Raw genomic sequence first — 13,782 nt, forward strand, 5'->3', positions numbered from 1 at the left:
CCTGCGTAGGCAACCGCCGGCCCTCCCCAGCGACCGGCTCCCGCTCCGCCATCCCATCCATAACCCCACTCAACCAGCCGGGTACGACAATTTGGGCACCGCCAATGCCGAAGTCAGAGTTTGGCGGTGATAGCAGTGTCGGGAGATGTGGAGGCGGTGGAGAGCCGAGACCGCGGTGGAAAAGCAGTGGTGGGAGATCCGGAAGATCCGGGCGGGAGTCGAAAGCAGGGGTGAGGTACCTGGAGGTCGGGGAGACGGGCGGAGGCCGAAAGCAGAGCTGAGGGGAACCTGAAGGGCAGGGGGTAGATCCAGGGTGACAGTCTAAAGCGTTGCTGGGACCGCTGACGCAGTGTCCTGAGCTATAGCGGCGGTGCGGTACGCCCGCAGTGGCGCGACAGGAAGCCCGCGGCGGCGCGGCGGGAAGCCGGCGGCGGCGCGGCGGGAAGCCGGCGCGACGGAAGCCCGCGGCGGCGCGACGGAAGCTGGCGCGACAGGAGGCCCGCCGTGACGCGCCGGAATTGCGCCGGGCGGGTTTTTAACGGCGTTTGGTCGGTGCGGCCAAGGTCAGCAGGGGTACTTCGCGCTCGGCCTTGGTGAGCGAGCCGTGCTGGCCGACCACCGACATCGCGGTTTCCGGAACCCGGCGGGTGTCGTAGAAGGCGACGGGTTCTCGGGCGGCCACCATCAGGTCGCCGATGCGCGGCAGCACTCGGGGATCGACTTGGCCGAAGAAGCCGCGGTTGATGGCTTCTTCGCGGGTGATGATCCAGGCCTGGTTCCCGTAGGTCGCCCGCCAGGCTGCGGCCGTCTGTTCGCGGTGCGCGGCAGTGGCATCCGGCTCAAAGTAGAGGTGTACCAGCCGGGGCTCCCCCGCCGTGTGCCGGACGCCGGCCACCAGCGCCGGATCTGCCGAGTAATCGAACCGGAACTCTTCGGCCACGTCCAACATGCCGTGGTCTGCGGTCAGCAGCAGCAGCGTATCAGCCGGTAGCTGACGGGCCAGCCGGCGCATGTCCGAATCCAGTTCTTCCAGTTCGCTGCCCCACTGGGCCGAGGCGGCGCCAAACCGGTGGCCGGCCTTGTCCAGTTCGTTGAAGTACAGGTACACCAGGGCGCGATCGGTGGCCGCCAGTGCTTCGGCCGCCGCGAGGGTGCGGGCATGGCTGGTTGCACCGGCCCTAAACGAACTGCCGCGCAGCGCCGCCCGGGTCATCCCGGAATCCGCGAACCGTGGCAGGCTGACCGTGGTGACCGGCAGGTGTTCCGCCACCTGTTCGAACACCGTGGGGTGCGGCTGCCACACGTGCGGATCAACTCCGGAGTCCCAGCCGCCGAGCTGGTTGACCACCTTGTCCTGTTCCGGGTCCAGCACGTCATAGCCGACCATGCCGTGCAGGCCGGGCGCCAAGCCGGTCCCCAGGCTGGCGAGGGACGCCGCCGTCGTCGATGGAAAGGCACTGCCGAGGGTGCGGGAGTTCTCCATGGCCTGGCGCAGGAACGGCGCGTGGCCGCCGCGCTGCTTCAGCAGCGCCTTGCCGAGCCCGTCCACCATGACCACGCAGACGCGCCTGGCCTGTGGAAGTTGCAGGACATTGTTGAAGCCGTTGGCGCCCACGGCCGCGGCGGCACTGGTCATCACCTCGGCGAGGGAGTTGCGGCCATAGCCCGGGGCGGCGGGAAGCGGTTCGTGTGTCAGGGTCACGCAGCGTCAGTCCCGCAGATCAGCGGCCGTGGTGGCCGCGGACCAAACGGTTGCCGATGCGCGGGCGCGGCTGCACCGGTCCCGGCACCGCAGCGGGCTCGGGGTGGCTGGTGCTGACCTTGCGCAGGGCCCGGGCAAAATCCTTGGCGTTCTGCACGGCCTGCAGCCCGTCCGCCTCCGCGCTGACGCGGAGCACGATGTCCTCCTGGACGATGTTGCCGGTGTAGCCGTGGTCGGCATCGCACTGCGGATCCCCGCAGCCGGCCGGGCCCATGTCCAGGCGCTGGCCGCCGGACCAGGCGATGGCCAGGGTCAGCTCGCGGGCCTGGTCGGCGGAGGTGTAGTTCTGCGGCTGGGCGTAGACGTAGCTGAGCACTACCGAACGGATCTGGCTGACCGGAACGGACTCGGTGGAAATCTGCGCCACCATCTGCTCGCCCTCGTCGTCCAGCTGCTGGTCGTCCACGTGGGTAATCACCAGCATGTCCTCGGTGAGGACCAGCACGGTGATGTGCCGGTGCACCTCGTTGCGGTCGAAGTGGGTCTCCAAGTGGACCAGATGGGACAGCGGTTCGCGCTGGTCCAGGGCGTCGTGGACCACGTCGGAAACCAGCAGCGGGTAAAAGCCTGCCCGGTTGAGGGCGTCGTCGAGACTGCGGCGTTCTGCCGTCGAAAGGTGGCTCATATCTTCCATATTCCCCTACCCTGCCGCCAGATGGCCAACCCGGGGTCAGTCGCGCATGGCGCGCCGCGCGCTATCCGTTCGGTGCGCGTGGTTGCCGAGCCTGACTTCGGCGTTCAGCACGGCCAGGCCGCGGTCGGAAAGCTGGACCGGATTGAGCTCCAGCAGCGCCACCTCAGGATGCTCGTCCTTCAGTTGCGCGACCCGGGCAATCAGGTCCTCCAGCGCCGGAACATCCACGGCCGGCAGGCCTTGGTAGCCGAAGAGCTTGCCTGCGGCGCGCGGCCCTCGGACCAGGTCCGCCACGTCCACCGTGGTCAGCGGCGGGATCCGGTGCGACCAGTCCCCCAGCAGGTTTACGGCGTCGCCGGCCAGCCCGAAAGACACCACCGGGCCAAGCAGCGGATCTTCGATCGCGCGGATGGTGCAGGCCTGGCCCGCGGGCACCATCGACTGGACCTCCAGCGGAATGTCGCCGAACTGGGCGAGGCTGGCCCGCATGTGCGCGATGTTGGCGCGCAGCGTGGATTCGTCGGTGATGTTCAGCCGGACGCCGCCCAAGTCCAGCCGCTGCCGCAGCCGTGCATCGGTGGTCTTCAACGCCACGGGCCAGCCGAGCCGTTCGGCAGCGGCCACCGCCTCGTCGTCGTTGGTGAATCCGGCGGACTCCTGCACGGTGATGCCGTAACAGCCCAGCAGCCGGGCGGTCTGCGCGCGGGTGGGTGTGAGCAGATCGGTGCCGGTCACCCCGGCGAGCAGGGCGTCGATCTGCTGCTGGGACGCGGCGGGGTCGGTGCCGGCCGCTTCGGTGTACTCGCCCTTGTCGCGGGCCTTCCATTCGGCGTAGCGGACCACGGCTGCAAGCGCGTTCACGGCGCTTCCGGGGCTGGCAAAACACGGCAGTGCCCGCTGAAGTCCGCCCGCCGCGGGTTCCGCACCGGCTACGGAGTCATCGCCCGTTGCCAGCAGGCCGTCGGTCCGTTCCGCCAGATCGAGCACACCGGTAAAGGAGGCAACCACCGGTTTGCCCGCTTCTTCCGCGCACTCACGCAGCACTTCCGCCAGCACTGAGGTCTCGATTCCCGTAGCAGGCAGGAGGGTGACGACGGCGGCGTGCACCTCGGGTGCCGACAGCGCCTGCCGCACCCGCTGGCGCAGCACCGGCAGCGCTTTGGACTGTCCGGTGTTCAGGTCCATCCCGGTTTCCAGCCGGACCACGTCCAACTGGTGGGCCATGGCGGCGTCGGCCACCACGTTGCCCAGTGCCAAGGAGTTGCTGAAGACGGCCAGATTGGCTCCGGCCGGGAGCGGCTGGCTGACCAGGATCTGCGCCACGTCCATCAGCTCTTCGTTGGTTTCCACGCGGATCACGCCGGACTGGCGGAACATCGCGTCCAGCGCGCCGCGCGGCGCCTGGGTGGTCCGCACCGCGTGGCCCGGCGGCAACTGCAGCCCCATCACGTCGGACTTGGCCACGATCACGGGCTTGCTGAGCGAGAGCCGGCGGGCGATCCGGGAAAATTTACGCGGGTTGCCGATGGATTCCAGGTACAGCCCCACCGCCTTGGTGGCCGCGTCATCTTCCCAGTACTGCATCACGTCGTTGCCGGAAACGTCGGCCCGGTTGCCGCCGGAGACCATGGAAGACAGGCCGAGCCCGCGCCGGCTGGCGGCGGTGTAGAGCAGCACCCCGATCGCCGCCGACTGGCTGAACAGCCCCAGCGGTCCACGGGGCGGCATCGCGGGCGCCATGGACGCGTTCAGAGACACCGCCGGATCGGTATTCAGGAGTCCCAGCGAACCGGGGCCGATCACGCGCATGCCGTGGGCGCGGGCATGGCGGACCAGCTCGCGCTGCCGCTGCAGTCCTTCGTTGCCGGCTTGGGAGAAACCATCGCTGGCCACCAAAATCCCCTTGACCCCGGCGGCAGCACATTCGCGTGCCACCTTGGTCACTTCTTCGTAGGGGACGGCAACGACGGCGAGTTCCACCGGCTCCGGGACCTCGGCGATGGTCCCGTAGGAGATCATGCCGTTGAGTTCAAAGGCCTGCGGGTTGATGGCATAGACAGGGCCGGTAAAGCCGGATTCGATGATGTTCTCCAGCAGCGAGTAGCCCACGCTGCCCCAGTCCCGGCTGGCGCCGATCACCGCCACGGATCCGGGCGCGAGCAAGGAAGCAACGCTCTTGGCCTCGGCCCGGTGCTCGCGGGAGGCCATGACGGCACGCGACCGTTCGGTCGGATCGAGGTCGAATTGCAAGGCGACCACACCGTCGTCGAAATGGCGCCGCACTTCATACCCCGCGTCGTTGAAGACGGTGATCATCTTCCGGTTCTCCGGCAGCACCTCGGCGGAAAACTTGCTGATGCCGTTTTCCCGGGCCGCCGCCGCCAGGTGCTCCAGCAGAATGGATCCCAGCCCGCGCCCCTGGTGGGCGTCCGAAATGTTGAAGGCAACCTCCGCCTCGGCCGGATCGTCGAGCCGGTCATAGCGGCCGATCCCGATAATCTCATCGCCGACGGTGGTCACAAAGGCCACGCGGTTGACATAGTCGACGTTGGTGAAGCGGGCCAGTTCGCGCGCGCTGAGCTTGGCCTTGAAGGTGAAAAAGCGCAGGTAGATGGAGCTCTCCGATTGCCCCACGTGGAAGGCCTGCAGCGCCTCGGCGTCGGCCGGGACTATGGGTCGCAGGTGCGCCGTCCCGCCGTCGCGCAGCACGACATCCGCTTCCCAATAATCCGGATAATCCGGGGAATCAGCCTCTTGCGCCATAAACTCACTGTATCCGCAACATTTAACTAAGGACCGAAGCACTACCCATGCCCCGTCGCCAGACTCCAGCCCCCGAAGAGGACTTCACGGAGAACATCGTCGATATTGACGTGACCTCCGAGATGGAAGGCTCCTTCCTCGAATACGCCTACTCGGTCATCTACTCGCGCGCCCTGCCCGATGCCCGCGACGGGTTGAAGCCGGTGCAGCGCCGCATTCTGTACATGATGTCCCAGATGGGGCTGCGGCCGGACCGGGGGCACGTGAAGTCCGCCCGCGTGGTCGGCGAAGTGATGGGCAAGCTCCACCCGCACGGCGACGCCGCCATTTACGACGCGATGGTGCGCATGGCGCAGTCGTTCTCGCTGCGGATGCCGCTGATCGACGGGCACGGCAACTTCGGATCGCTCGACGACGGTCCGGCGGCTCCGCGGTACACCGAGGCGCGGCTGGCGGCCCCGGCTCTGGCGCTGACGGACCACCTGGACGAAGACGTCGTGGACTTCGTTCCCAACTACGACAACCAGCTGATGCAGCCGGAGGTGCTCCCGGCCGCGTTCCCCAACCTCTTGGTCAACGGGTCCTCCGGCATCGCGGTGGGCATGGCCACCAACATGGCTCCACACAACCTGGGCGAAGTGATCGCCGCGGCCCAGCACCTGATCGCCAATCCGGAGGCCACGCTCGAGGACATCATCCGGTTCGTCCCGGGCCCGGACCTGCCTTCGGGCGGCAAGATCGTGGGGCTGGACGGCATCCGGGACGCGTACGCCACCGGCCGCGGCTCGTTCAAGACCCGCGCCAAGGTGGAGGTTGAAAAGCTCACCGCCCGCCGCACCGGCCTGGTGGTCACCGAGCTGCCCTACGGCGTCGGGCCGGAGAAGGTGATCGAGAAGATCAAGGACGCGGTCACGTCCAAGAAGCTGCAGGGCATCAGCGACATAGTTGACCTGACCGACCGGCAGCACGGCCTGCGCCTGGTCATTGAACTGAAAAACGGCTTCAACCCGAACGCCGTGCTCGCCCAGCTGTACCGCTATTCGCCGATGGAAGATTCCTTCGGCATCAACAACGTCACGCTGGTGGACGGGCAGCCGCGCACGCTGGGCCTGCTGGAACTGCTCCAGGTCTACGTGGACCACCGCATCGGCGTGGTCCGCCGGCGCACGGCGTTCCGGCTGGGCAAGAAGAAGGACCGGCTGCATCTGGTCGAAGGCCTGTTGATTGCCATCGTGGACATCGACGAGGTCATCCAGATCATCCGGTCCTCGGACGAACCCGCCGCCGCCCGCGAACGGCTGATGGCTATCTACGACCTGTCCGAGATCCAGGCCAACTACATCCTTGAACTGCGGCTCCGCCAGCTGACGAAGTACTCGCGGATCGAGCTGGAGAAGGAACAGGACGAACTGCGCCGCGAGATTGCGGAGTTGGAGGAGATCCTCGCCAACGAGTCAAGGCTGCGCCAGCTGGTCTCCACCGAACTGGGCGAAGTATCCGCGCTCTACGCCACGCCGCGGCGGACCGTGCTGCTCGAATCCGAGGCCGCCGCCCCACTTCGCGGCACCGCGCTCCCGGCCCCCGCCGCCGCGGGCAAGAACGCCAAGGCGGCCCTGCCGCTGCAGATTGCCGACGACCCGTGCTGGGTGCTGCTCTCCGCGTCCGGCCAGCTGGCCCGCACGGTGGACCAGGAGCCCTTGGCGGACGGCCAGCGGCTCCGGCACGACGCGCTGCTGTCCGTGGTGAAGACCACGGCGCGGGCGGAGATCGGAGCCGTCACCTCGCTGGGCCGGATGCTGCGGCTACCGGTGCTGGACATGCCGGTGCTCGCCGGGGCGGCCGGATCCCCGAACCTGGCCGGCGGCGTTCCGGTCAAGGAGTTCATCACGCTGGCGAAGGGCGAGTCCCTGGTGGCGTTGGCGCCGCTGGACAAGGTGCTGGCCATCGGCACCGCGCAGGGCGTGGCCAAACGCATCACCCCGGACTACCCGCTGAACCGGGAGGCCTGGGAGATCATCGCGCTGAAGCCCAAGGACTACATTGTGGGCCTGTGCGTGCCGGCCGACGACGACGAACTGGTCTTCATCACGCGCCAGGCACAGCTGCTGCACTTCCCGGCCTCCACGGTGCGCGCCCAGGGTCGTACCGCCGGCGGTGTGGCGGGGATCAAGCTCGCCCCCGAGGACTCGGTAGCGTTCTTCGGCTCGGTCGCCGCCGGCGATGAGGCCGCCGTCGTGGTTACCGTTGCTTCCACCCAGGATGCCCTGCCGGGCACCTCCCCCGGATCCGTCAAGGTCACCCCGTTCGCCGAGTACCCGGCGAAGGGCCGGGCCACCGGCGGCGTCCGCGCGCACCGCTTCCTCAAGGGCGAAGGCGTGCTCACGTTGGCGTGGGCCGGGCACGGTCCCGCGAAGGGCAGTTCGTCCAACGGGGCCTCGCGGGCATTGCCCACCGAACATGGCCGCCGCGATGGTTCCGGCATTCCGCTGTCCCAGTCCGTGGACGCCGTCGGCCCGTCCTTGTCAGGTCTGTTCCTGTCTGGACCGTCCTCGTCGCAGCAGGAACCGGAAGACTCGTAGGCTGGCAGCATGCCGATCACTCCCGACACCAAAGACTGGACCTGGGTCACCGAACGGCCCTGTCCCGAATGCGGCTTCGATCCGGCCGGCATCACGCCGGATCGGATCGGCCCGGCGGTGCTGGCCTCCGTGCCGCGCTGGCAGGCCGCCCTGGCGGAGCCCGAGGTGGGCATCCGCCCGGACAGCAGCACCTGGTCCGTCCTGGAGTACGCGGCCCACGTGCGCGACGTCTGCCGGGTGTTCGAATCCCGGCTCCAGCTGATGCTGGATCAGGACAATCCGGACTTCGCGGACTGGGACCAGGATGCCGCGGCGCTGGAGGGACAGTACGCCAGCCTGGACCCGCGCGCCGTGGCCGAGGAGTTGGCCGCGGCAGCAGCCGATGCGGCGGCCGCCTTCAACGCGGTGACCCCGGCCGAGTGGGACCGGGGCGGCACGCGCAGCAACGGCTCGGTTTTCACGGTCACCACCCTGGGCAGCTATTTCCTGCACGATGTCACGCACCACCTGCACGACGTCGGCGCGTAGCGGCCTCACGAAACCAACGCACCAACGCGCCACGCCCGACGTCGGCGCGTAGCCGCCTCCAGGTCAGGTCAGCGGCAGTTCGTAGTCCAGGTAGCGCTTGGTCGGCACGTAGCCCATCCGGGTGTAGAGGGCCAGCGCCCCGCTGGGGTTCTCGGTGTCCACGCCCAGCCCGGCATGTGCCATCCCGCCGGCCCGGAACCGGCGCATGGCTTCGGCCAGCAGCGACTGGGCGAGCCCGCGGCCGCGCCACGGCCTGCGGACGCCCAGCAGGTTGGTGAAGCCTTCGTCGTACCCTGACTGGATTTTGTACTCCGGATCAAAGCTGGCCACCTGATACGCCACCGTCTCGCCGGACGCGGCCTCCACCACCGACATGCTCCATTCCGGCTTGGTCTCCGGGTGCTGCACCAGGGTCTTCCACCGGCGCTCGTCCCTGGGCTCGCTGCCCCAGTGGTCCGCGAACGCCTCGTTGTGGGCCAGCCGCACGGCGTCGCTGTCGCCCGGGTTCAGGTCCACAAACACGAAGCCCGGCGGCAGCGGCGCGTCCGGAATCTCCTGAAGCGGCCGGGTCATTTCGGTGAAGTAGCGCACCACGTTGGCGCCCACCGCGGCCATCAGCGCGTTGTGCGCCGGATCGTGTTCCTCCGTGCTGCTCCGCAGGACGCCGCCGGTGATGCCGGCCGCTTGGAATCGGCGGCGCTGGCGGTCGGCCTGCCACGCGTAGAGCGCCTTGCCGACGCCGCGCCGGCGCCAGTCCGGATCCACCCCGCCCCAGGTGTGGGCCGCCGGTGAGCCGGCGTTCGCATAGACCCGGCCCACGGCGCGCACCGTCCCGTCGGCATCCAGCCCGATGGCGGTGCACTCCGCCGGGTCGTTGGCGGGGTCGTCGAAGGCCTCCGCCAAATCCGCCGTCGTCTCGATCCACACGGGCTTGTCCACCGCGGCCATCCGATGGATCAACCGGTGCCAGCCGTCGATGTCCGCTTCCGTCATGGCCCGCCACTGCAGGGCACCGCCGGGGTCGGCCGGGAGATCGGGATTCGTCATTGCCTCAGCCTAAGGCAGCAGCGTACCTGCCGGTAGACATCCGCAGCCGGTGCTCGCACCACTCCGCCTGACGCTCGTCGTGGGTCACCATCACCACCGCTTTCCCGGCGAGCGCCCGCCGCAGATCCAGCAGCAGGGCGTCCGCCGCCTCGCGGTCCAAATGGGCGGTCGGTTCATCCAGCAGCACCACGTCCGAGTCGGCCAGCAGTGCCCTGGCCACGGCCAACCGCTGCCGCTGGCCGCCGGAGAGGAAGTGCCCGCCCGGGCCGATCCGCGTGTCGAGTCCCTCCGGGAGCTCGGCCAGGAATCCGCCGAGTCCCACGGCGGCCAGCGCCGAGCGCATCTGCTCCTCGCTGGGAGCCTCTTCGGGCCGCCGGGCCAGCAGCAGGTTGGCCCGCACCGTCGAGTTGAACAGATGCGCATCCTGCGGCATCCAGGCGATGGCCGAGCGCGGCGCGTCGCCGGGCGCGCCGTTGACCAGATACTGGCCGGACGCCGGCGGCAGGAATCCCAGCAGCACGCCCAGCAGGGTGGACTTTCCGCTGCCCGAGGGTCCCGTCACGGCCAGCCATTGCCCGCGTTCCACCCCCAGATCTACTCCGGCGAAGGCGTCCTGCGCCGCGTCGGGATACCGATAGGACGCGTCCCGCAGCTCCAGCGTTTCGACGGCGGCCCCGGCGGCCGCGTCCTCGGCCGGGATCGCCGTGCTGCCCAGATCCGGTATCACCCGCGCGCCGGCAGCGCGCCAGGCACCCCATTGCTGCACCGCGGTGTTGACAGCCATGAGCGGTTCCACCAGCGCCAACTGCATGAGGACGACGACGGCGGCCACCCCCGGCGCGGTGCCGCCGGCTGCTCCAATCATCACCACCGCGGCCAGCGAACAGGCCAGCGCGGTCAGTCCGTGGCCTAGTCCTTGCGCCCAGGCGCTGCGCTGCACTGCCGCCGTCGCCTGCCGGTCCAACCGGCGGGCCCGCTGCAGCAGCGGCCGGGCGGCCGTGTTGGCGGCCAGGTCCGGGGCGGCCGCGAGCAGCCGCGTCACGGCGTTCAGCGACCTGCCCTTGAGCTGTACGTTGGTGGCCTGCGCGTGGCGGTCCGCCCACCGCGTCACGGCCGGCGCCAGCACCACGCAGACCACCGAAAGCAGCAGCTGCCAGCCGAGGGCCGCGGGCATCAGCAACGCCGTGGCCACACAGGAGGCTGCAGCCACCAGGAGGCCCACCAGCGGCGCGAAGACGGCCCGCGGCGCCACGTCGCGCAGTTCGTCAACATCGCCGACCAGCCGTTCCAGGGCACCGCCGCCGCGGGCCAGCCGCCGCCAGGCTACCGGCCGCTGCAGCAGTCCGTTCCACAGCCGGATCCGCAGCCGGTCGGTGCTTTCGAAGACCGCGTCGTGCAGCTTCAGCCGTTCCTGGTACCGCAGCACCGAGCGTCCGATGCCGAAGAACCGGACCCCCACAATGGAAGTCATCAGGTGCAGGATCGGGGGCTGCTCGCTGGCGTAGACAATCAGCCAGCCGGACAGACCGGCCAGCGAGACGGCGAAGAGCGCCGCGCCGAGGCCAAAGCACAGCGCGGCCAGGAACCGCGGGCTCCACGGCCGCAGCAGGGCCGCTTGCCGCCACAGGCCGGGTCCAGCTGCGGCGACGCCCGCGCCCGGTGCGTCCGCGCGGACGTCCAGTACCTCGGCCGCAGGGTCGATGTCCGGCTCCGCTGCCGCGCTGTGCGCAACATGGTTGGGCGACGCCGCGGCGGTGGCTGCTTCCGTGAAGGACTGACCTACCGGCACCACGTGGTCGGCGAGCGCCATCGTGTCCGGGTCATGGGCCACCAGCACGGTGGTCACGCGTCCGCGCAGCCCGGCCAGCGCGGCCTCAATGGCGCGCGCACTCTCCGCGTCCACATGGGCCGTGGGTTCATCGGCGAGCAGCACATCCACGCCGGGGACGTGATCGATCCGGGCCAGCGCCCGCGCCACGGCCACCCGGCGCAGTTCGCCGGGGCTGAGGTCGCCGGTGTCGGCGTCCGCCAGACCGGCGGCGTTCACGCGTGACAGCGCTTCCGCTGCTGCTGCCCGCCCGGCAGGTCCGGCCAGCCCCGCATACAGGGCCACCTCTTCGGCCGCCGTCGCCTCCGAGGGAACCGGGTGTTGCGGAATCCAGGCGATCCGGCCGCGGTGGATGCCGGACACTTTCCCGGCCAGCCGGATGCCCGCGCCGTCGCGGCGTAGGCCGGCCAGCACTTCCAGCACGGTGCTCTTGCCGCCGCCGCTCGGTCCGGACAGGGCGGTGATGCGGCCCGCCGGCGCGGTGAAGTCCAAATCCTCCAGCACTTGCCCCCGCCCGGGGTACCCGGCGGACAGCCCGGACACTCGCACTTCCGGTGCTCCCCCGTCGGCTGGCGCGGGACCGGCTGCCGGCGCAGGACCGGCAGTCGGCACCAGTGGCCGGCCGGCCGGTGCGTCCAGCACGGCTTTGCTGCGCTGGAGTGATTCCACTCCGTCTTCGCTCGCATGGTGCGCGGAGCCGAGGTCGCGCAGCGGCTGGAAACAGTCCGGGGCCAGAATCAGCGCCAGCAACCCGGCTTCCAGTTCCATCCCGCCATAGACCAGCCGGATGCCCACGAACACGGCCACCACGGCCACGGAAATGGTGGCGATCAGTTCCAGCGCCAGTGAGGAGAGGAAGGCGACCCGCAAGGTGGCCATGGTCCGTTCGCGGTAGGCGTCGGCGACATCGCGCAGCGCCTTGGTCTGTGCCGCGGCCCGGCCCAGGCCGACCAGGACCGGAAGCCCGCGGGCAAGTTCCAGCAGGTGGTCGGACAGCCGGTCCAAGGCCGCGGCCGCCTGTTCCGTCCGGTCTTCGGTGTGCTTGCCGATCAGGATCATAAAGACCGGCACCAGCGGCAGCGTGAGCACCACGATCAGCGCACTGACCCAGTCCGCGGTCAGGATTCGCAGCCCCACCAGCAGGGGCACCACGGCACAGGTCACCAGCGCCGGCAGGTACTTGGTGTAGTAGTCGTCCAGGTTGTCCAGGCCCCTGGTGGCCAGCACGCTCAGGGCCCCGTCACCGGTGGAGTTCGCCCCGGAAGAGGTGGCACCTCCGTCGTCCAGGATCCGCGCGGAGAGGCGGGCCCGCAGGTCCTCCTTGACTCCGGCCGCGGCCCGCTGGGCCGCCACATCCTGGCCCCAGGCCGCCGCCGAGCGCAGCAGGGCGCCGATGACACCTGGCAGCAGCACCCCGTCCCAGCTAAAGGTCCCGGCCGCCAGGCCGGCCACCCCGGCGGCCACCGCCGACGCGAGCAGCACCAGCCCGGCGGCTTTGACCGCCGCGGCCAGCCCCAGCAGGTACAGCGCGCGCTTGCCGGCCGCGCCCACCGGCGGCATGGGCTTCACTGTGCTTCCTTCACTGTGCTGACTTCACTGTGCGACGACGGCGTGCGCGGCGGGGATGGCGGACGAACTCACCCGTTTGCGGAACACCCAATAGGTGTAGCCCTGGTAGACCAACACGGCCGGGATGCCAAACAGCGCCACCACACTCATCACGCCCAGCGTGTAATCGGAGGACGAGGCCGATTCCACCGTCAGGCTAAAGGCCTCATCGAGGGTGGAGGGCAGCACCGTGGGGAACACCGCGGTGAAGATCGTCACCGTCCCGGCCACCAGGAAGATGCCGAGCCCGGCGAAGGAGAGCCCGTCCCGGCCGGCCTTGGCCAGCAGCCACGCGGCCACCGCGCCGGCAGCGGCAACCACCAGGGTCACTGCCGTGACCGTCTTGCCGTTGCGCAGCACCAGCGCCGCGGCCCAGACGGCCATCGGCAGCAGCGCCACCGGCAGCCAGCGCATCACCAGTGCCTTGGCCCGCAGCCGGATGTCGCCGTCGGTCTTCAGCGCCAGGAACGCTGCCGCATGCACCAAGCTAAAGCCCACCACGGCGAGGCCGCCGAGCACGGCGTAACCGTTGAACCAGGCGAATGCTCCGCCCACCCGGTCGCCGTTGGCGTTCAGGGGCAGCCCGGTGGTAGTCAGGGCAAGCATGGCGCCGACGCCGAAAGCTGCCACCAGCGAGCCCAGCGCGATCGCCCAGTCCCAGCGGGACCGCCAGCGGTCGGAGTCCACCTTGCCGCGGTATTCGATGCCGACGGCGCGGAAAATCAGGGCCAGCAGCACCAACACCAGGGGGAGGTAGAGGCCGGAGAACAGGGCGGCGTACCACTGCGGGAAGGCCGCAAACGTGGCCGCCCCCGCGGTGATCAGCCAGACTTCGTTGCCGTCCCAGACCGGGCCGATGGTGTTCAGCAGCACGCGGCGCTCGGTGTTGTTCCGCGCGAAGCCGCGCATCATCATGCCGACGCCGAGGTCGAATCCTTCCAGGAACAGGTAGCCGGTCCAGAAGAAGGCGATGACGATGAACCAGACGGTGGGCAGGTTTTCCATGTAGTCCTCTTATCGTTCCGTGGGAGAT

8 protein-coding genes are annotated in these 13,782 nt (G+C 69.5%); 2 read left to right on the forward strand and 6 right to left on the reverse strand.

Annotation, left to right across the window (positions count from 1 at the left end):
• Positions 1-535: 535 nt before the first annotated feature.
• The 3 genes from AC5RWT_RS15335 to AC5RWT_RS15345 form a co-directional block, all read right to left on the reverse strand.
• Positions 536-1,636, reverse strand: a complete 1,101-nt coding sequence (locus tag AC5RWT_RS15335; RefSeq protein ID WP_494080941.1) for an alkaline phosphatase family protein — start codon at positions 1,634-1,636, stop codon at positions 536-538.
• Between the two features lie 85 nt (positions 1,637-1,721).
• Complete coding sequence (locus tag AC5RWT_RS15340; RefSeq protein WP_494044071.1) at positions 1,722-2,387, reverse strand: DUF5998 family protein; 666 nt, start codon at positions 2,385-2,387, stop codon at positions 1,722-1,724.
• Positions 2,388-2,432: 45 nt separating this feature from the next.
• Positions 2,433-5,159 carry a bifunctional acetate--CoA ligase family protein/GNAT family N-acetyltransferase gene (locus AC5RWT_RS15345; RefSeq protein ID WP_494080915.1) on the reverse strand — a complete coding sequence of 909 codons (2,727 nt, stop codon included), beginning with the start codon at positions 5,157-5,159 and terminating at the stop codon, positions 2,433-2,435.
• A 47-nt stretch (positions 5,160-5,206) separates the two neighbouring features.
• On the opposite strand from AC5RWT_RS15345, the gene AC5RWT_RS15350 reads away from it, so the two are divergent.
• Both AC5RWT_RS15350 and AC5RWT_RS15355 read left to right on the forward strand, forming a co-directional pair.
• On the forward strand, positions 5,207-7,738 hold the full coding sequence (locus AC5RWT_RS15350) for a DNA gyrase/topoisomerase IV subunit A (RefSeq protein WP_494080916.1): 2,532 nt from the start codon (positions 5,207-5,209) through the stop codon (positions 7,736-7,738).
• Between the two features lie 9 nt (positions 7,739-7,747).
• Complete coding sequence (locus AC5RWT_RS15355; RefSeq protein WP_494080917.1) at positions 7,748-8,266, forward strand: DinB family protein; 519 nt, start codon at positions 7,748-7,750, stop codon at positions 8,264-8,266.
• Positions 8,267-8,329: 63 nt separating this feature from the next.
• Here AC5RWT_RS15355 and AC5RWT_RS15360 read toward each other — a convergent pair whose 3' ends face one another.
• The 3 genes from AC5RWT_RS15360 to cydB are packed head-to-tail and all read right to left on the reverse strand — an operon-like array spanning position 8,330 to position 13,754.
• A complete protein-coding gene (locus AC5RWT_RS15360) occupies positions 8,330-9,313 on the reverse strand; it encodes a GNAT family N-acetyltransferase (RefSeq protein WP_494080918.1) in 984 nt (327 codons plus the stop codon).
• A 4-nt stretch (positions 9,314-9,317) separates the two neighbouring features.
• Positions 9,318-12,701 carry a thiol reductant ABC exporter subunit CydD gene (gene cydD / locus AC5RWT_RS15365; protein ID WP_494080942.1) on the reverse strand — a complete coding sequence of 1,128 codons (3,384 nt, stop codon included), beginning with the start codon at positions 12,699-12,701 and terminating at the stop codon, positions 9,318-9,320.
• Between the two features lie 33 nt (positions 12,702-12,734).
• Positions 12,735-13,754 carry a cytochrome d ubiquinol oxidase subunit II gene (cydB, locus tag AC5RWT_RS15370; protein WP_494080919.1) on the reverse strand — a complete coding sequence of 340 codons (1,020 nt, stop codon included), beginning with the start codon at positions 13,752-13,754 and terminating at the stop codon, positions 12,735-12,737.
• Positions 13,755-13,782: the final 28 nt, after the last annotated feature.

It is taken from the genome of Arthrobacter sp. Dra40, from assembly GCF_059091905.1.